The sequence below is a fragment of the Thioalkalivibrio sp. ALJT genome (genome assembly GCF_000381825.1).
Classification (GTDB): domain Bacteria; phylum Pseudomonadota; class Gammaproteobacteria; order Ectothiorhodospirales; family Ectothiorhodospiraceae; genus Thioalkalivibrio.
Genome location: NZ_KB907121.1, coordinates 168,771 through 187,335 on the forward strand (window position 1 = coordinate 168,771; position 18,565 = coordinate 187,335).

General features: G+C 67.0%; 17 protein-coding genes. 11 read left to right on the plus strand and 6 right to left on the minus strand.

Features of this window, described 5'->3' with window-relative positions:
- The first annotated feature begins 7 nt into the window (after positions 1-7).
- From ahcY to G332_RS0100840, 3 genes are all read left to right on the plus strand, one after another.
- Complete coding sequence (ahcY, locus tag G332_RS0100830) at positions 8-1,420, plus strand: adenosylhomocysteinase (RefSeq protein ID WP_026340487.1); 1,413 nt, start codon at positions 8-10, stop codon at positions 1,418-1,420.
- A gap of 95 nt (positions 1,421-1,515) precedes the next feature.
- A complete protein-coding gene (gene metF / locus G332_RS0100835; protein WP_019625098.1) occupies positions 1,516-2,370 on the plus strand; it encodes a methylenetetrahydrofolate reductase [NAD(P)H] in 855 nt (284 codons plus the stop codon).
- Positions 2,371-2,376: 6 nt separating this feature from the next.
- Positions 2,377-3,123, plus strand: a complete 747-nt coding sequence (locus tag G332_RS0100840) for a 16S rRNA (uracil(1498)-N(3))-methyltransferase (protein ID WP_026340488.1) — start codon at positions 2,377-2,379, stop codon at positions 3,121-3,123.
- 51 nt (positions 3,124-3,174) lie between these two features.
- Here G332_RS0100840 and G332_RS0100845 read toward each other — a convergent pair whose 3' ends face one another.
- The 6 genes from G332_RS0100845 to G332_RS0100870 are packed head-to-tail and all read right to left on the minus strand — an operon-like array spanning position 3,175 to position 12,537.
- Complete coding sequence (locus G332_RS0100845) at positions 3,175-3,666, minus strand: hypothetical protein (RefSeq protein ID WP_019625100.1); 492 nt, start codon at positions 3,664-3,666, stop codon at positions 3,175-3,177.
- On the minus strand, positions 3,663-8,999 hold the full coding sequence (locus G332_RS0100850) for an Hpt domain-containing protein (protein WP_019625101.1): 5,337 nt from the start codon (positions 8,997-8,999) through the stop codon (positions 3,663-3,665). Before G332_RS0100850 ends, G332_RS0100845 begins: the two co-directional genes overlap by 4 nt.
- 15 nt (positions 9,000-9,014) lie before the next feature.
- Positions 9,015-11,102 (minus strand): methyl-accepting chemotaxis protein, encoded by a 2,088-nt coding sequence (locus G332_RS0100855; protein WP_019625102.1) that lies wholly within the window; start codon positions 11,100-11,102, stop codon positions 9,015-9,017.
- A 36-nt stretch (positions 11,103-11,138) separates the two neighbouring features.
- On the minus strand, positions 11,139-11,720 hold the full coding sequence (locus G332_RS0100860; RefSeq protein ID WP_019625103.1) for a chemotaxis protein CheW: 582 nt from the start codon (positions 11,718-11,720) through the stop codon (positions 11,139-11,141).
- Entirely contained in the window at positions 11,717-12,082 is a 366-nt protein-coding gene (locus G332_RS0100865; RefSeq protein ID WP_019625104.1) for a PleD family two-component system response regulator, read from the minus strand. The genes G332_RS0100860 and G332_RS0100865 overlap by 4 nt, the downstream gene beginning before the upstream one ends.
- 38 nt (positions 12,083-12,120) lie before the next feature.
- Positions 12,121-12,537, minus strand: a complete 417-nt coding sequence (locus tag G332_RS0100870; RefSeq protein WP_019625105.1) for a PleD family two-component system response regulator — start codon at positions 12,535-12,537, stop codon at positions 12,121-12,123.
- A gap of 161 nt (positions 12,538-12,698) precedes the next feature.
- Here G332_RS0100870 and gshB point away from each other — a divergent pair, with 161 nt between their 5' ends.
- The 8 genes from gshB to pyrR all read left to right on the plus strand — a co-directional run bounded on the left by gshB (position 12,699) and on the right by pyrR (position 18,553).
- The gene (gene gshB / locus G332_RS0100875; RefSeq protein ID WP_019625106.1) at positions 12,699-13,658 is read left to right on the plus strand and encodes a glutathione synthase; all 960 of its coding nucleotides are present in this window, start codon (positions 12,699-12,701) and stop codon (positions 13,656-13,658) included.
- A complete protein-coding gene (locus G332_RS0100880) occupies positions 13,655-14,701 on the plus strand; it encodes an FAD:protein FMN transferase (RefSeq protein ID WP_019625107.1) in 1,047 nt (348 codons plus the stop codon). Before gshB ends, G332_RS0100880 begins: the two co-directional genes overlap by 4 nt.
- Positions 14,698-15,072: a NusG domain II-containing protein gene (locus G332_RS0100885; RefSeq protein WP_019625108.1), complete on the plus strand. Its 375-nt coding sequence runs from the start codon at positions 14,698-14,700 to the stop codon at positions 15,070-15,072. Before G332_RS0100880 ends, G332_RS0100885 begins: the two co-directional genes overlap by 4 nt.
- 11 nt (positions 15,073-15,083) lie before the next feature.
- A complete protein-coding gene (locus G332_RS0100890) occupies positions 15,084-15,647 on the plus strand; it encodes a Gx transporter family protein (protein ID WP_019625109.1) in 564 nt (187 codons plus the stop codon).
- Positions 15,648-15,782: 135 nt separating this feature from the next.
- On the plus strand, positions 15,783-16,649 hold the full coding sequence (locus G332_RS0100895) for an energy transducer TonB (RefSeq protein ID WP_019625110.1): 867 nt from the start codon (positions 15,783-15,785) through the stop codon (positions 16,647-16,649).
- A gap of 412 nt (positions 16,650-17,061) precedes the next feature.
- Positions 17,062-17,640: a YqgE/AlgH family protein gene (locus tag G332_RS0100900; protein WP_051080513.1), complete on the plus strand. Its 579-nt coding sequence runs from the start codon at positions 17,062-17,064 to the stop codon at positions 17,638-17,640.
- A gap of 2 nt (positions 17,641-17,642) precedes the next feature.
- Positions 17,643-18,038, plus strand: coding sequence for a Holliday junction resolvase RuvX (ruvX, locus tag G332_RS0100905; protein WP_019625112.1), 396 nt, complete (start codon positions 17,643-17,645; stop codon positions 18,036-18,038).
- Positions 18,035-18,553 (plus strand): bifunctional pyr operon transcriptional regulator/uracil phosphoribosyltransferase PyrR, encoded by a 519-nt coding sequence (pyrR, locus tag G332_RS0100910; protein WP_019625113.1) that lies wholly within the window; start codon positions 18,035-18,037, stop codon positions 18,551-18,553. Before ruvX ends, pyrR begins: the two co-directional genes overlap by 4 nt.
- Positions 18,554-18,565 lie beyond the last annotated feature (12 nt).

Genomic DNA, 18,565 nt, shown 5'->3' on the forward strand with positions numbered 1-18,565 from the left:
TTAATCCATGAATGCTGTGATGAACGACAAGAAAACGACCGATTACGTCGTCAAGGACATCAACCTTGCCGAGTTCGGCCGCAAGGAAATTGCGATCGCCGAAACCGAGATGCCCGGTCTGATCCAGACCCGCGAAGAGTTCGCGGCCTCCAAGCCGCTGAAGGGCGCGAAGATTGCCGGCTCCCTGCACATGACCATCCAGACCGCGGTCCTGATCCAGACCCTGGAAGCCCTGGGTGCCGACGTGCGCTGGGCCTCCTGCAACATCTACTCCACCCAGGACCACGCCGCGGCCGCGATCGCCGACAACGGCACCCCGGTCTTCGCCGTGAAGGGCGAGACCCTGGAAGAGTACTGGGACTACTGCCACCGCATCTTCGAATTCGACGGCGGCGCCAACATGATCCTGGACGACGGTGGTGACGCCACGCTGCTCCTGCACATCGGCGCCAAGGCCGAGAAGGACCCGTCCGTCATCTCCAACCCGGAGAATGAAGAAGAGATCGCCCTGTTTGCCTCGATCAAGGATCGTCTGGCCAAGCAGCCGAACTGGTACTCCGAGCAGCTCGCCAAGATCCAGGGCGTGACCGAAGAGACCACCACCGGTGTCCATCGCCTGTACCAGATGGCGAAGGACGGCGAGCTGGCCTTCCCGGCGATCAACGTCAACGACTCGGTCACCAAGTCCAAGTTCGACAACCTGTACGGCTGCCGCGAGTCCACCGTGGACTCCATCAAGCGCGCCACCGACGTGATGATCGCGGGCAAGATCGCCGTGGTCGCCGGTTATGGTGACGTCGGCAAGGGTGCCGCCCAGTCGCTGGCCGGCCTCGGTGCCACCGTGTGGATCACCGAGATCGACCCGATCTGCGCCCTGCAGGCCTCGATGGAAGGCTTCCGCGTGGTCACGATGGACGAGGCCGCCGACAAGGCCGAGATCTTCGTTACCGCCACCGGTAACAAGGACGTGATCACCGAAGATCACATGACCCGCATGAAGGACCAGGCCATCGTCTGCAACATCGGTCACTTCGACTCCGAGATTGCCGTGGCTGCGATGCGCAAGTACGACTGGGAGAACATCAAGCCGCAGGTTGACCACATCATCCTGCCGAACGGCAACCGGATCATCATGCTGGCCGAAGGCCGTCTGGTGAACCTGGGCTGCGGCACCGGCCATCCGAGCTTCGTGATGTCCAACTCCTTCACCAACCAGACCCTGGCTCAGATCGAGCTGTGGACCAAGGGTGACCAGTACGACAAGAACGTCTACGTGCTGCCGAAGCACCTGGACGAGAAGGTCGCGCAGCTGCACCTGAAGAAGCTGGGTGCCAACCTGACCCGTCTGACCGACGAACAGTCCAAGTACCTGGGTCTGCCGGTGGATGGCCCGTTCAAGCCGGAACACTACCGCTACTGATCGGCCAGCCTCACATTTCAATTCGTTGTTAATGTGAACGCCGGGGCGGGCCGCATGTTCGTGCGGTCCGCCTTCTTTTTGTCTGGAGGACAAACATGTCTGCACAAGAACGCGTCTACAGCGTTGAATTCTTCCCGCCCAAGGACGAGGCCGGAGCCGAGCGACTGGCCAAGGCCCGCAAGCGTCTGGGCGCCCTGAACCCCGAGTTCTACTCCGTCACCTTCGGCGCCGGGGGATCCACCCGCGACCGCACCCTGGAGACGGTCAAGGACATCATCACCAACGACGGCATCCCCGCCGCCCCGCACGTCTCCTGCATCTCCTCGACCCGAGGCGAACTGCACGAGCTGCTGTCGACCTACCGCGATATTGGCGTCAACCGCATCGTCGCCCTGCGCGGTGACCTGCCGTCCGGCACCCGGAACTCCGGCGGTGACTTCCGCTACGCCTCGGAACTCGTCGAGTTCGTGCGCGCCGAGTTCGACGACCAGTTCAAGATCGAGGTGGCAGCCTATCCGGAATTCCACCCGCAGGCCCCGAACGCCGAGAAGGACCTGGAGAACTTCAAGACCAAGGTGGACGCCGGCGCGGACGCCGCGATCACCCAGTACTTCTACAACGTGGATGCCTACGAGGCCTTCATGGAACGGGTGGAGAAGATGGGTATCACCATTCCGATCATTGTCGGGATCATGCCGATCACCAACTACACCCAGATCGTGCGCTTCTCCGAGATGTGCGGCGCCGAGATCCCGCGCTACATCCGCAAGCGGATGGAGGCCTATGGCGACGACAAGGAGTCGATCCGCAAGTTCGGCATCGAGGTCGCCACGCGCCTGACCGACGACGTGCTGAACAAGGGTGCCCCCGGGATCCACTTCTATTCGATGAACCAGGCCGGCCCGACCGAACAGATCTGGAAGGCCCTGGACCTCGCCAACCGGAAATAGCCGCGCATGCGCTGCCCCCGGCTATTGCTGGATTCCGAGCCACTGGCCGCGGGGCAGTCCCTCCCCGCCCCTCCGGACCGTCTGCATTACGCCACCGCGGTCCTGCGACTGAAGAGCGGCGCCCCCTGCCGCGTGTTCGACGGCTGCGGCAACGAGTTCCACGCGACCCTCGAACTCACCGGTCGCCGCCACGGTGCCTTCCAGCTGGGCGAGCGTGCCGCCGCACCGACCTGGCCCGCATTCCCGATCCACCTCCTTCAGGGGGTCGCCCGAGGCGACCATATGGACCTGGCGGTACAGAAGGCCGTGGAACTGGGCGCCAGCTCGATCCGCCCGGTCCTCTGCGAACGCTCACGCTCGGCCGCGGCGCACAAGGCCCTGGAGAAACGCCAGCGCCACTGGCAGGGCATTCTGCAGGCGGCCGCGGAACAATGCGGGCGCAACGAATTGCCAACACTGCACGCAGCCCTGCCCCCGGAACGCGCCCTGAGCGATCTCCCGAACGGCATTCGGCTGCTGGCCGATGCTGATGGTTCCGGGCTGGACCGGCACCTGCAGATCCTGCCGGCCCCACCGCCGGGCGCCCTGCTCTATGTCGGCCCCGAGGGGGGGCTGACACCCGAGGAACGCGAACAGGCGCGTGCCAGCGGGTTTGCCGGCATCCGCATGGGACCGCGCACCCTGCGTACGGAGACCGCAACCATCGCCCTGATGACCCTGCTGCAGGCCCGCCTCGGCGACCTCCGCGGTTGACCCTCGCTCCGGGCCGGGGGGGGGAGCGGATGCCATGTGCGGTCACTGAATTCAGGCGGAGCGGGGCGCGGTGGTCTCCAGCAAACTCTGCTCGATCGTGTCCAGCCGCAGCAGGTGGGTCGTCACGCCCGAGGCCTTCACCCGCCACGACCACGGCGTCGCCTCGGCATCCTCCAGGGCATAGATATTCTGCGGCGTAATCTGCACCGGATGTGGCGTTCCGCGCACCTCCAGGGCATAGAACGGCAGCCGCTCCGGCTCCGTCACCGCCTGCATCACCAGCAGCCGGCTGAAACGACGCCGATCCTGGTCACGGTCACGGGCTGGGTCCAGCAACTGGTCGACGTTGACGACCGGAACCTCAACGTCCTGCCAGACAAAACTGGGCGCATGCCACGGGACTTCGGGGTCCATCGAATGCCGCACCACCACCCCGGGGCGCGTGGCGACTTCCAGGAAGGCGCTGCGCGGCAGCAGGATCGAACCCTGCTCCAGCTGCGCGATCACCGCCTCGAGGGTCGCGTCCGTTGTCGGTTCACTCACGCCGGCACCTCCTGCAACTGCTCGTGGATAGCAGCCAGCAGGTCATTCTCCAGATAGGGCTTGCCGAGATAGGCATTCACCCCCAGACGGTACGCACGTTCGCGGTGCTTGGCACCACTGCGCGAGGTAATCATGATAATCGGCACCTCGGCGAAATCCGGATGGTCACGCACATGACCGGCGAACTCGAAGCCGTCCATGCGCGGCATCTCGACGTCCAGCAAGATCAACTGCGGGCGCCGCTCGTCGAGCAGGCCCATCGCATCCAGGCCATCGCGGGCCGTCACCACGTCATAGCCATGGCGCGCGAGCAGACGCGCGGTGACCTTGCGAATCGTGATCGAGTCGTCGACCACCATGATGCGCCGCGTGCTCGCCGGCTCCGGCGTCGGTTGCGCGGCCTCCGGCCTTGTGGCCGCCGCGGAACGCACCAGTACGCCCAGGTCGAGCATCAACATCACCGAGCCATCGCCCCGGAGGGTGGCGCCGGCCACGCCCGGGATACGACTCAGGACCGGGCCCACGGACTTCACCACCACCTCCTGGCTGCCCAGCAAAGCGTCGATGCGCAGTGCGACTCGCTGATCGTCGGCCCGTACCAGGAGGAGCGGGAACGGCTGCTCCGGGAACTGATCCACGCCGGCCTGGCTCTCGACACCCACCAGGTCACCCAGGCACCGGATCTGGTAGTCCTCGCCAATGTAGTTGTAGTAGACCGTATCCGCGCGCGACTCGAGCTCTTCGGCACGCACTCGAACCACACCCTCGACCGCGGCCATCGGGATGGCAAAGGTCTCCTCGCCCACCTGCACCAGCAGGGTCTGAGAGATCGCGAGGGTAAACGGCAGGCGCATGGTGAAGCGCGAACCGCGGCCGGGCGTGGACTGGATATCCAGGGAGCCACCCAGCTGCTTCACATCGCTGTTGACCACGTCCAGCCCGACCCCGCGCCCGGCGATCTGTGATACCTCCAGGGCGGTGGAAAACCCCGGCTGCAGGATGAGCTGCAGGATCTGGACATCGCTCAACTCGGCATCTGCAGCAATCAGCGCGCGCTCCAGCGCGCGGGCCCGGATCGATTCGGCATCGATACCCCTCCCATCGTCGCGAACCTGCAGCCGAACCTCGCCCCCCGACTGCTCCAGGCTGACATCGATCCGGCCGTGAACCGGCTTGCCCGCGCGCTCGCGTTCTTCCCGGCTTTCAATGCCGTGGGCGATCGCGTTGCGTAACAGGTGCTCCAGGGGCGCCACCACGCGCTCGAGCAGGGCCCGATCGATCTCCGCGCTCAGGCCATTGAACTCCACCGCCACCGGCTTGCCCAGATCCTCACCTACCTGGCGCGCGACCCGCCGCAAACGCGGGGCCGTGCGCGCGAAACGCACCATGCGCTGCCGCATCAACTGGTCCTGCAGATCGGTCCCGACCCGGCGCTGCTGCAACAGGATGCCGCCGGCAGTTTGCAGCTCGTCGTAGACTTCCTGCTTCAGCGCCTCAAGGTCACTGACACTCTCCGCCAGCGCGCGTGACAGCTGCTGGATACCGGAGTAGCGGTCCATCTCCAGCGGGTCGAAGTCGAGGGCGCCCTCCCCGCTCTCTTCCTCGACCCGGAACAGAATCTGCGCCTCGGTCTCGATCTCCAGTTTGCGCAGCTGGTCGCGCAAACGGGCAATAGTGCGCTCGAGTTCGTCCACCTGACCATCAACGCGCCCGACGGTCTGTTCGAAACGGCGGTAGAAGCTCGCCAGCTCGCCAGCATTGTTGACCATGCGATCCAGGACATCGGCATCCATGCGGACCTGATCCTGAATGCGGCGCCCATGGGCCTCAGGCGGCTCCTGGCTGCGCAAGTCTTCCATGGGCGCCGCCGTATCAGGACCGGACTCCGCGTCGCTCCCGGTCTCTTCCGTCCCGGCCGCAAGTGGCGGCCCCCGGGTCTCGCCGGCGGCCCATTGGCGCAGGGCCGGCAGGGATTCGCTGGAGGCTTCGTCCATCTGCCAGACGCCAATACCGCGCTCGACCAGCCCCTGAACATCGGTCAATGCACGCTCGGCAAGCTGGAAAAACCCTTCTCGCGGCTCCAGCCCCGTCTCGGTTTCCACGTTGAGTGCGCTCTCCAGCGCATGCGCGATGGCACCTACAACCGTGAATCCGGCCATACGTGCACTGCCCTTCAGGGTGTGCAGCTCGCGCTGGAAGGCGCTCTGATCAGGCCCCGGCTGTCCCCTGGCCTCACGCCAGCCGTGCAGCGCCGGGAAGGCCGCCTCCAGGATATCCCGGGCCTCCTCGACGAAGACCTCGGCAAACTCCAGGTCGATTGTGCCCACCGCTGCGGCTTCGGGCTCCGCAGCAGCGGCCAGCCCGACCGGTTCGGGCGGCTTTTCGCGGTCCGGCTCCGCCGCATCGGATGTCGCTGCGTTTTCCGCAGCATACGCCAGCTGTTCGGCTGTAGCCTGATCCAGCAACGCATAAAGCTCGGAGGCCCAGGCCGGCGGGTCCAGCAGCTTGGCCGGAGATGGTTCGGCGTCCTCTACCGCACTCGCTACATAAACCTCGAGCCGTCGCAACAACTCCGTCGCCGGGGACGGCAACGCCCATCCCATATCGCGGTGAATCCGGATCAGGCGTTCAAACGGCCCGCAGACCGAATAGATGCCCCGAATATCCGCGGTACGCGCACTCCCGTTCAAGGTATGCAGGGCCCGCTCCAGGTCCCGGCTCGGGGTCCAGTCCGAACGCCGCCGGGATTCCTCCAGCCAGTCGCGCACCGTCTGCAAATGCGTTTGCGCCTCGGCGGCAAACAACTCCCAGAGCTGCGGATCGACCTCCATGCGGGCGACCGCCACAGGATCGGCAGGCTCCGCCTCCTCCCGCGGTTCCGACTCGGATTCCACCGGCACCGCGAGATCCGCATCAACCTCTGCGGGCTTGGGCTCAGGCTCGTTCTCCACCGCCTCGAGCGCATCCAGGGTCCGCGCCAGGGCCTCGAATTCCTTCACGGCACCCTCTGGTACCTCGGGTGCCATTTCTTCGGACTCCGAATCCGACTCGAGCGGGGGCTCGAGCTCGGCCTCACCCGCGCCCCCGGCCAGTGCCCGCAGACGCAGGGCAATATCGAGCACCGGCGTCTCCGGACCGCGGCCGTCCCGCACCTCGGCCACCAGCCCCGGGAGCACGGCAATGGCGTCCTCGATCACCTGCAGAGCGGCATGATCGGCTTCCTGCCCTGCGTCCAGCAGCCCGTTGAGGAAGGACTCAACCGCCCAGGCAAATTCACCCAGGCGCAAGGCCCCGGCAAGCCGACCGGACCCCTTCAAGGTGTGGAAAGAGCGGCGGACAACCGTCAGGGCGTCGAGATCAGCCGGATTGGACTGCCAGCGCGGGAAGTGCCCGTCCAGCCTTGCAAACTCCTCGTCGGCCTCCTCCAGGAATATCTCCTGGATCTCCGGATCCGCGTCCGGACCACGCACCTGCTCCGCCAGCACCTGCTCGTCAAAGGGCAGGGAGTCGCGACCACGGTCCGGTACCGAAACGGCCCCGCCGGAAGATGCCTCATCCGCCTCGGACACCTGTTCCACAGCAGGCACCTCAGGCACATCCAGCGCGGAGATCGTCGCGTCGAACGCGGGCTCGGGCTCGGGCGCAGCGTCCGTCGGGCCTACCTCTTGATCCCCAGCGTCCGGGATTGCACCGATCCGACGCAGCGCCGCAATCCCGCGCTCGTGAACACTGTACAATTCGCGCCACGGCTGGCCAAAGGACTCCAGGGCGACCTCAATGCTGCTGAGCACCTCGGCCAGTGCCTCGACCTCGCCCTCATCGAGCGCGCTGGCCTGCATGCCGGCGCGTGCATCCAGGTGCCGGCGCAACGGCCCCAGCAACGTCTGCAGGGCCTCGACCCCGGACATCGCCATCGCACCTTCGATCCGGCGCAGACCGGCCCGAGCCTCATCCAGCCCGTCCGCGGTCGCCTCGGCAGCAGGATCGAAGTACTCGAGGAGGGTATCGCGAACCCGGCGCACATCGACCAGGGCCTCCCGGGACACTGCAGCGACCAGGGTACGATCAAGCTCGGGCTCCTGTGCCCGATCGACACTGCGGCGACGCAGCCCGGACTCCAGCAAGGATTCCAGCGCCAGCAGGTGTTCGGCCAGCACCATGTCGACCTGGTTATCCGCAGTGCCCGCGTGCTCGGGTACCAGCAAGCCGACGAGTGCGGCGGTATGTTCCTGACCGGCATCCAGGCCCACCAGATTAAGCGTGGAACCAATACGCTCGACCTGCTCGCGCAGCGTCTCGAGGGACTCGGGGTCGCGGACGGGCGAACGCACAATCACGTCCAGGCGTTCACGGACCTCTGCAAGGTCGTCCTCCAGCGCCTGGCGCAGGCTGGCGTAGACCGAGTGACTGACGCTGCCGCCATCGACCTCCAGACCCAGACGGTCCAGCCCGAACACTTCGCGCACGGCCCGAACCTGCCCGCCCCTGGAGGTTGCACAGGCAACGTGGAACAACAGGGTCTTGATCAGGTCGCCCGGTGCCACATACTCGGGCTCCGAGGCGTCCCCGGCGGTTTCCACGTGGCCGGACAGCAGGTTCAGGTACCGTCCCAGTTCGCGGTCGATCCGGCCGATCAGGCGGCGGATATCGGTATCGGCCGCAACCCCGCCCTCGGCGATCGCCTCGAGCACGGCACCGGCCACCCAGACAAGCCGCCGCGCATCGCCCGCCGGGAGCATTTCTTCGATGCTGTGCACCGTCGCCAGCAGGGACGCAGCATGGGCTGGCGCGTCATCACCGCGGACCAGTCCCAGCAAGTCGCGCTGAAAGCCCTTGCGCGCCCGGAGCAGCGCAGCCAGCCGCTCCGTCGGCTCCAGCACCCGGGCACCGGAGCCAATCTGCGCATCATCCACCTCGCGCGGGTCGGGCATCAGGGTCGCCACGTCCAGCAGCAGCGAGGCACCACGGCTGCTACGCAGCTCGTTCAGTAGCGGCACCAGGGACAATGGCGGAGGCAACTCGCCATCCACCTCGTTCTCGAGATAGTCGGGCAGCTGCAGGGCAGCCCGCAACAAGGGTGCCGCGGAGGCCGGGTCCGGTGCCTCTGCCTGTTCAAGGTCCTCAAGGGCCTGGAGCATTTCGTCCAGGACCATGACCACGTTTTCCATCTCCAGTATGACCAGCGTATTGCGGATCTGCTTGACCCGGCTACGGGCCTCGGCGAGGCAGTCGCGGCAGGCCAGATCCTCCGAATACCGCCGCAACGCGTCCTGGACCTCGGCAAAGAGTTTTCCGAGCTCGTCGCGGACCCAGTTCAGTGCGCTGGATGCCATCGGCCGCGTCCGCCGTCAGGCCCGCGGGTCGTCGGCAGGCGGCGCCCCGGATTCGCGGTCCGCAGCACCTTCTTCGGGGGCCGCGCCCGCAGCGGCGATCGCGGCACCGGACTCCGGCAGTTTGAAGCCGGACACCGAGGACTGCAGCTGCACCGAAAGCTGAGCCAGATCCCCGATCGCGGCCGCAGTGGACTGGGTTCCCTGCGTGGTCTCGGAAGTGATCGCGCGGATCTGCGCCATGATGGACGTCACGCCCCGGGCCATCTCGGACTGCTGACGCGCCGACGAGGAGATCCCGTCAATCAGGTCGGCCAGGTCGGCAGAGACCTGCTCGATCTCCGATAGCGCCTCGCCCGCGGCCTGGGCCAGTTCGGCCCCCTGAACCACATGAGCAGTACTCTGCTCCATCGAGCTTACGGCCTCGCTGGTGTCGGCCTGGATGGCCTTGACCAGGCCCTCGACCTGGCGGGTCGCGGAGGACGAACGTTCCGCGAGGCGCTGGACTTCGTCGGCCACGACCGCGAAACCCCGCCCCGCCTCGCCCGCAGCAGAGGCCTGGATCGCCGCATTCAATGCCAGCACGTTGGTCTGTTCCGCGATGTCGTTGATCAGGCCGATGATGTCACCGACCTCCTGCGACGACTCACCCAGGCGTTTGACCCGCTTCGCAGTCTCCTGGATCTGTTCGCGGATGCTGTCCATACCCTCCATCGAGCGGCGTACGGTACCCGCCCCACGGGATGCAATCGCGACCGAGTTACGGGCCACGGAGGCCGACCGCTCGGCGTCCGTGGCAACGCTCTCGACCGAGCGCGACATCTCGGCAATCGCGTCGTCACCGCGCTGGATCTCGCGCGCCTGTTCCTCCGACTTCTCGGCCAGCCCCAGGACCTGCGAACGCGTGGCGGCCGAGGACTCGCCGATATCGGCCGCCACCGTATTGATAGTCGCGACCAGGGTACGCAGGTTCTCGATCGCATAGTTCATCGAGTCTGCGATGGCACCGGTAAAGTCCTCGGTCACGGTCGCGTTCACGGTGAGATCCCCGTCGGCGAGATTCATCATCTCGTCCAGCAGACGCAGAATCGCCTGCTGATTACGCTCGTTCTGGGCCTCGGTCTCGGCCAGTTCACGCTTGGTATCGCGGTAGAGGGACAGCCCCATCATGAACAGCAGCAACAACGACAAACCGCCCAGACCGAAACCCGCCAGGACGGTCATCCCGGCGCGCTCGGCCTCCCGGGCAAGGGCGGCCTCGAACGCGCCAGTCGTCTCGAGCATCGCCCGGCTGTCAGTCTCGACACCGGATGCGGCAGCATTGACCTCGAATACCCGGACGGAGGCCTCCAGGACACCTTCCACAGCCTCGCTGAAGGCCACGAACAGGGTTGCGATTTCCCCCAGCTGCGCCTGCGCCTGCGGGTCGTTGACCGGCTGGACATCCAGCGGCTCGAAACCCTCGATCAGGCCATCCAGCACCTGGCCGTACCGCGTCGCATCGCTCTCGAATCGCTCAATGGCGGCAGCGGCCTCGGATTCCCCCTGCACCTCCCGACCAAGGTTGTTGGCGATCCGCTCGATCAGCATGGCCTGGCGCGCCGCCACGTAGATTTGTGCCGCGGGCTCCCCGATCTCGGTCATACGCTGCACCACGGCATCGGACAGCCGCGACAATTCCGGTGTCAGGTTCTGGACCACTCCCGAGGATTCAGTGAACAACTGGATGTCCGAGCGGCCCTGGATGACCGTATTCACATGATCACGGTACGTCGACCATTCCCGGTCGACCGCGGCAAGATCGCCGTCCAGCACCTCCGGAAGCGGCTGCAGTCCGTCGCCCCCATCGCGAATCCGGTCGAGACGGCTATCAAAGTCATCGCGCAGGGTTTGCAGGTTACGGGACGCCTGCTCGGAACCAGCGGCCGCCTCCAGCGAGCGGGTTGCAATCTGCTGCGACACCAGCCGCAAATCATTGGCAAGGGCGATGCGATCCCGGTACTGGCCCTGCTCGTACTCATGGTAGATAAAAGCCCCGCCCGTCGCGATCAAGGCAAGCACGAGCAAAACCCCGAGGACGAAATTGCGTGCGCGACTCGATCCCATCAGTTCATACCCCCTGTTTCAGGCCTACTGTCCGCACTAGCCACCAGCGGCTGCGGCCTGTTCACGATTGGTTGCCCCAGCCAGGCCTGTGCCGGCAAGGCGATTGACGTCATTCAATAACAGGTCCAGATCCAGTACCGGGTGCAACCGGTGGCCAAGATCAAACCCGCCCTTGATCAGTGGCTGCACGGTCTCCGGGACCGAAACATCGAGCCGCCGCTGCGACGGATTGCAGCGGCGCATGCCCTCGACCTGGCTGACCAGCAGCCCCGCCACGCCCTGCCCCTGGGCGGCAACCACGATCCGCTGGCCACTGGCGGCCTTCGCCAGCGGACGGCCCAGCAGCAACTGGCCCATATCGAATACCGGCAGGACCTGCCCGCGCAGGTTGCCAACACCCAGAACCGTGGATTCGGCCAACGGGACCCGGGTCAGCGCCATGGGGTCGGCCACCTCGGCAATCGAATCCATGTCGACGAGAAAACGGAAATCGCCGACCCGCAGCAGCACCCCGCGCCAGCCGCTGCCGAGCTCGCGCCGCAACTCGCGATTGCCGCAGCGCCCTTCGCGATCAAGGCTCGCGAGCAGGGCATACGGCGAGGACAGGTCGATATTCATGCCGCCAGGTATTTGCCGATGGTGTCCAGCAGGTTCTTCTCCGCCACGGGCTTGGTGAGGTAGTCCCGCGCCCCCTGGCGCATCGCCCACACCCGGTCCGTGGCCTGATCCTTGGTGCTGACCACCACCACCGGAACATGCGCCGTCTCCTGGGCACGGGCCAGCTGACGGGTCGCCTGGAACCCGTTCAGACCCGGCATCACAACGTCCATCAGAATCAGATCCGGAACCTGCTCCTTCGCAGCCGCAATACCGGCCTCACCACTCCCGGCGGTCGTCACCGAATGTCCATGCTTCTCAAGCATCTTGCGCAGGGCATGAATCTCGGTCGGCGAATCGTCGACGATGAGGATGCGGGCCATGGGCTTCGTCCTTCCTTGTGCAGTAATCACATGGTACGTCATACCGACGGATGGGCGTGCTGACGCATGGCGCCCAGGAGGTCGTCCCTGGTGAATGGCTTGGTGAGATAGTCCTCCGACCCCACAACACGGCCCTTCGCCTTGTCGAACACACTGTCCTTGCTCGACAGCATGATGATCGGGGTCTCGCGGAACTGCTTGTTGTTCTTGATCAGCGCGCAGGTCTGGTAGCCATCCAGACGCGGCATCATGACGTCAATGAAGATGATATCCGGGTGGGATTCGGCAACCTTGGACAGCGCCTCGAAGCCATCCACGGCCGTGATGACCTCGGCCCCGTGCTTTTGCAGCAAGGACTCGGCCGTGCGCCGGATCGTCTTGCTGTCATCAATAACCATGACCTTGAGCCCCTGAAACTCGACGGTCGCGTCCGCTTCGGCAAGCGCGTCAGACACGTTCTCTCCCCCCTCAGGTCATTTCCGATCGAATCTAGCGGAAGCCGGAGCGCGTGACAAACCGGGCGTGCCGATATGTGCACGCCACCGGACCGTGCGCGAACACGCCGCCCCCGGGCGCCGTGGCATACTCGCGGGACACCCTGCTTGGACGAGGCAAAGTGACCCGTAACATCGCCATCCTGATGGACCCGATCCAGGGCATCAAACCCGCGAAGGACACCACCTTTGCGATGATGCTGGCGGCCCGGGCCCGCGGCCACCGGCTGCATTATCTCGAGCCCGGCGACCTGTGGATCGCCGACGGCCACGCCATGGCCCGCAGCCGCCCGGTGACGGTGCGTGACGACAGCACGGACTTCTACCACCTGGGGGAAGCCGAAACCGGGCCTGCGCAGCGCTTCGACCTGCTGTTGATGCGCAAGGACCCGCCGTTTGACCTCGAATACATCTACGCCACTTACGCCCTCGACCTGGCCGAGCGCGACGGCGTGCGCGTCTCCAACCGCCCGGGCGCGCTGCGCGACGTGAACGAAAAGGCCTTCACCGCACATTTCCCGCAATGCTGCCCGCCTACCCTGATCACGCGCGACCGCCAGCGCATTCGCGACTTCCTGGAGACACAGGGCGATATCGTCGTGAAGCCCCTGGACGGCATGGGAGGGGCCTCGGTGTTTCGCGTCCGCCAGGGCGACCCGAACACCTCAGTAATCCTCGAGACCATCACCGAATTCGACGGCCGCAGCGTGGTCGCGCAGCGCTTTCTGCCGGAGTTCACCGCCGGTGACAAGCGCATTATCCTGATCGGTGGCAAACCCTGCGACCACGCCCTCGCGCGTATCCCGGCCGCCGGTGAAAGCCGCGCCAACCTGGCCGCCGGCGGGCGCGGCGAGGCCGTGCCGCTGACGACCCGCGATCGCTGGATCTGCGAGCAGATCGCCCCGGAGCTGCGGGCCCGCGGACTGGATTTCGTTGGCATCGACGTGATCGGGGACTTCCTCACCGAGATCAACGTGACCAGCCCGACCGGCGTACGCGAACTGGACGCGGCCTGCGGCCTGGACCTTGCAGGGCAGTACATCGACCATCTCACCGGAACGGACCTGCGGGACCCCGGATGATCCACAAGGCCCCCACCCTGATACGCCCCCTGATTCTGCTGCTCGCCGTCAGCCTGCTCGCGGCCTGCGGTCGCGACGAATCCGACACCGAACAGCTCGCCTTTTACGCCTTCGGCACCCTGGTAGACCTCACCCTGCACCCGCCCGGCGTCTACGACATCGAGACCATCGAAGCCGCGGTGCAGGAGGAACTGGACGTCCTGCACGCATCCTGGCACGCCTGGGAACCGGGCTCCCTCGGACGCACCAACGAATTGCTGGCCCTGCAGGGCGAGTTCAGCGCCCCGCCATCGGTATTGCCGCTGATCGAACGCGGCCGCGCAATGCAAGACCTCAGCGCCGGCCTGTTCAACCCCGCGCTGGGCAAACTGGTGGCGGCCTGGGGCTTCCACCAGGACGAGCCTCGGGGTCCGCCGCCGGACGCGGCAACCCTGGCAGAACTGCTCGACGACCCACCAGGCATGCAGGACATCGAACGCAGTGGCGTGCGCCTGCGCGGCACCCACCCGGACCTGCAGCTCGACTTCGGTGGTCTCGCCAAGGGGCTGGCCGTCGAACGCATACTGGAGCTGCTGGACGAACTCGGGGTCGAGGCGGCCATCTTCAACGCGGGCGGCGACCTGATGACCCTCGGGCGACCGCAGGAGCGCGCATGGCGGGTCCGTATCCGTCACCCGCGGGGCGGCACGCTCGGCGGCATCGAGCTGGAGGCCGGCGAGGCGCTGTTCACCTCCGGCGACTACGAGCGCGGCTACGAATGGGACGGGGAATACATCCACCATGTCATCGACCCGCGCAGCGGGCGTCCCAGCCAGGGCGTTGCCAGCGCCACCATACTGCACCGGGACCCGGCCCTGGCCGACGCCGCCGCCACAACACTGATGATCGCCGGCCCCGATGCCTGGCCCGAATATGCCCGGAAGATGGGGATCGAATACGCCCTGCTGGTCCTGGATGACCGGATCGAGGCAACTGCCGCCCTGGCCGAACGGGTCGAGCTCAACCCCGACCACGACCCCCTCGTGGTACGCGAGCAGCCATGAATCCGGGCGACCTGCGCTGGGGCGACGCCGTCATCGGCATCCTGGCCTCGGCACTGGTCATCGCGGCCTTCGTGCTGGCCTACTTTCCGGCTGGCGAGGCGCGGGTGCTGGTGATCAGCCAGGCCGGGGCCAGCCCTCAGCACGAACCCCTGGACCGGCACCGGGTGCTGGAGGTGAACGGACCCGCCGGGACGACCCGGATCGAGATCGAACCCGGCCGCGCCCGCTGCGCCGAATCGCCCGGACAGCGCAACATCTGCGAGGCCAGCGGCTGGCTGCAGGCACACGGGGACATGGCCGTGAGCCTGCCCAACCGACTCACGCTGCAGGTCCTGGGGTCCGAACCCGGCTTTGACAGCCTGCACTACTGACCCGCCCCCCGATGACCGGGAATCCGCTCCCCGACCCCGTCCGGCGCGACCGGACGATCGCCGCCCTCGCCGCCATCGCCATCGGGATCCAGGTCCTGGAGGCCGCCATCCCCAGCCCCGTGCCCGGTATCAAGCCGGGCCTGGCCAACATCGTCACGCTGGTGGCGCTGCTCGTACTGGGCTGGCGCGCGGCGGTCGCCGTCACCCTGATCCGGGTAGTCGGCAGCAGCCTGCTGCTGGGCACGCTCCTCAGCCCCGCCTTCTGGCTGTCGCTGGCCGGCGCACTCGCCAGCCTCGCCATGCTCGCCCTCCTGCGCCCGCTGGCGCCGCGCCACCTGGGGCCGGTCGGACTGGCCATCGCCGCCGCCCTGGCCCACACCAGCGGCCAGTTCCTGCTGGCCTGGGTGATCATCATCCCGCATCCCAACCTCCCCCTGGTGCTGCCCCCGCTGCTGCTGGCCGCACTGATCACCGGTGGCCTGACCGGTATACTGGCAGCCCATGTCCTCGCCGATCCGCGAATCCAGCGCCATGTCCGCACCCGCAAGCCGGACCCTAAGGGAAACACCGATTAAGGAGAACGCCCGCGGCTGCGTCGCTTTTGCGTGCCGCCGGGGGCGAAGGGTGCCGACGTGAACACGAACCCCGTTGCCAGTGCGCCCGGCTCGCCCCCACCGGGGCCACCCCGCGCCCGCGACCACCTGGGGACGATGCTCTTCCTCGCAGTGGTCGCCCATGCCCTGATCATTCTGGGGATCGGCTTCGCCGTGGATGCAATCGACCCGCCCGCGCGCGAGCCGCTGGACATCACCTGGGTCGCCGATCCGGACGCCCCGCCACCGGAACTCGACGACGCCGTGGAGCACATTGCCACCCGGGATCAGGCCGCCAGCGGCGCGGGAGAGGAGGCCCGCGAGGCACAGGCCCCGGATGCGGACGCCGCCGGGGTGGGCGACCCCGAACCCGAAGGCATGGAAGCCCCGCTGCCGGAGGCCGCCCAACCACTCCCGGAACCGGCCCCGACGGCACCCGACCCGGAGCCGGTCACCACTGCCCCCCGGGACGAAACGGCAGCCGCACCCGAACTGGCCGACCCCGAACCGCTGGAACCCTCCGACGCCGAAGACGCGCCCTCCGCCGCGGCCCTGATGAACCGAGGCCTGGAAAGCGCCCGCGCGGCCCCGGCCGAGGAACGCCAGACCTTCTCCGCCCGCACCACCCGCACCCGCTACCTGGACAGTCTGGCCGCGCGCAGCGCCCCCGAGGCCGCCTATTTGCAGGCCTGGATCAACAAGGTGGAACGGCTGGGCAACCTGAATTACCCGGACGATGCGCGCCGGCGCGGACTGTCCGGCACCCTGGTGCTGTCGGTACGCCTGGACCCCGAGGGCGAACTGCTCGACGTTCAGGTCGCGCGCAGCTCCGGGGAGCCGATACTCGACCAGGCCGCGATTCGCATCGTGGAGCTGGCCGCCCCGTACGCCCCGTTCACCGAAGCGATGCGGGAGCAGTACGACGAACTGGTCATCACCCGCACCTGGGCCTTCCGCCGCGACCAGATGGAGCGGGTGCGCTGAGCCCGAACATTTCATAAATTCGCGCGCTAATCGCGCAGCGTGTGGAGATCCCGGCGCTGCGCGACGGCCGGGATGGTGACCTGCCCGGGAAGGCCTCGATCAACACAATCCGGGACGTCCGTGCACGTCCCCGAATGGGCCCTGCCACTGGCGGACGCCCGTTGCGAATCAGGTTTCCGAAGAAACGGTGCAGGGGGGCATACACGCGACCGAGGGAAATGCCCCGGGCAATCAACAGACGCGCCAGGGCGCACGCAATGGGTGAAATGTTCGGGTGAGCAACCCGGCTGGCTTTGTTCCCCCCGTTTCCGCAGGAGCCTGTGCACAGGCGGGCGCGCGCCAGGGCCTTCGCCGGCGGGCAGGCTCCTGCACGTTTCTTGCGACCCGGCGGGACAGGGTCGATACTGAGGGCATGATGTCCAGCGGCCCACGCCATGAACCCGACCGCCTGCGCGATCACTTCCTGATCGCCATGCCCAGTCTCAACGATGGCTACTTCGGCCATGCGGTCACCTACGTCTGCGACCACGATGAGGAAGGCGCGCTGGGCCTGGTCATCAACCAGCCCACGGAATTCTCCCTGCGCGAACTCCTGCAGCACGTGGAACTGGAACCCGACCCCGACCTGCCGGAGATCCCCGTCTACCGCGGCGGGCCGGTACAGCCGGAACACGGCTTCGTGCTGCACTCTGCGGAACAGACCTGGCGCGGCAGTCAGCCCATCACCGACTCCATCGTGCTGACCACCTCGCGCGACGTCCTCGAGGCCATCAACGCCGGACAGGGCCCGCGCCAGGTGCTGATCGCGCTGGGTCATGCCGGCTGGGGCCCCGGCCAGCTGGAGAGCGAACTGGCAGAGAACGCCTGGCTGACCGCCCGCGCCGACTCCGACATCCTGTTCAACCGCCCGAGCGCCGAGCGCTGGCGCGCCGCCGCCGAACTGATCGGCATCGACGTCAATCTGATCAGTCCGGCCCCCGGCCACGCCTGAACGTGGGACTGCTGGCGTTCGACTATGGCCGCCGTCGCATCGGCATTGCGGTCGGCGAGGAGCTGACCGGCGCGGCACGCGGCCTGCGTACTCTGGCGACCGCCGCGCCCGACCTGTGGCCGACCCTGGACCGGCTGGTCGCCGAGTGGAACCCCGAGGGTTTCGTGGTTGGCTGGCCCACCCAGGCGGATGGCAAGCCCACGCCGCTGGCACGACGCATCCGGGCCTTTGCCCGCACCCTCGAAGAGCGCTATCACCTGCCGGTATACTGGTGCGACGAGCACCTGACATCCCACCTGGCCCGCGAGCGCAGCCGGTCGGGACGCAACGACCCGGGGCTGGATGCCCACGCCGCCGCGGTCATCCTCGAAGGCTGGTTTCTGGAGAACGCATCATGACGCCGGACGTCCCGACCCTGCTCGACGACATGGCCGAACAGGCCCGCCACTACCTCAAGACCCGCGGGATCACGGACCCCGTCGTGGTGGGCATCCATTCCGGCGGGGTTTGGATCGCCGAACACCTGCGCAACCGCCTGGGTGTGGAGCGCCCGCTGGGGCGGCTGGACATCAGCTTCTACCGCGACGACTTCTCACGCATCGGCATGCACCCTCAGGTGCGCCCATCGGAGCTTCCGGAAGATCTCGACGGCGAACATGTCCTGCTGGTGGACGATGTGCTGTTTACCGGGCGCACGATCCGCGCCGCGCTGAACGAGCTGTTCGACTATGGCCGGCCGGCATCGGTGGCCCTGGCCGCACTGGTGGAACGCGACGGCCGCGAACTGCCCATCGAGGCCGCAATCGTGGGGGCCCACATGGAACTGGGCGGCAGCGAGCAGATCAAGCTGCGCGGCCCCGAGCCGCTGCGCCTGGAGCGGGTGGCCATCGAGCCCGAGGAGCCGGAGGCCTGAGCGGCCGGACGC

Bases quoted from the DNA above. Each gene is read 5' to 3' on its own strand.
- G332_RS0100865 (WP_019625104.1), bottom strand. From the start codon at position 12,082: ATGGCCCGCATCCTCATCGTCGACGATTCGCCGACCGAGATTCATGCC.
- G332_RS0100900 (WP_051080513.1), top strand. From the start codon at position 17,062: ATGATGTCCAGCGGCCCACGCCATGAACCCGACCGCCTGCGCGATCAC.
- G332_RS0100895 (WP_019625110.1), top strand. From the start codon at position 15,783: ATGCTCTTCCTCGCAGTGGTCGCCCATGCCCTGATCATTCTGGGGATC.
- pyrR (WP_019625113.1), top strand. From the start codon at position 18,035: ATGACGCCGGACGTCCCGACCCTGCTCGACGACATGGCCGAACAGGCC.
- G332_RS0100840 (WP_026340488.1), top strand. From the start codon at position 2,377: ATGCGCTGCCCCCGGCTATTGCTGGATTCCGAGCCACTGGCCGCGGGG.
- G332_RS0100880 (WP_019625107.1), top strand. From the start codon at position 13,655: ATGATCCACAAGGCCCCCACCCTGATACGCCCCCTGATTCTGCTGCTC.
- metF (WP_019625098.1), top strand. From the start codon at position 1,516: ATGTCTGCACAAGAACGCGTCTACAGCGTTGAATTCTTCCCGCCCAAG.
- G332_RS0100850 (WP_019625101.1), bottom strand. From the start codon at position 8,999: ATGGCATCCAGCGCACTGAACTGGGTCCGCGACGAGCTCGGAAAACTC.
- G332_RS0100855 (WP_019625102.1), bottom strand. From the start codon at position 11,102: ATGGGATCGAGTCGCGCACGCAATTTCGTCCTCGGGGTTTTGCTCGTG.
- G332_RS0100890 (WP_019625109.1), top strand. From the start codon at position 15,084: ATGACCGGGAATCCGCTCCCCGACCCCGTCCGGCGCGACCGGACGATC.
- ahcY (WP_026340487.1), top strand. From the start codon at position 8: ATGAATGCTGTGATGAACGACAAGAAAACGACCGATTACGTCGTCAAG.
- G332_RS0100885 (WP_019625108.1), top strand. From the start codon at position 14,698: ATGAATCCGGGCGACCTGCGCTGGGGCGACGCCGTCATCGGCATCCTG.
- G332_RS0100860 (WP_019625103.1), bottom strand. From the start codon at position 11,720: ATGAATATCGACCTGTCCTCGCCGTATGCCCTGCTCGCGAGCCTTGAT.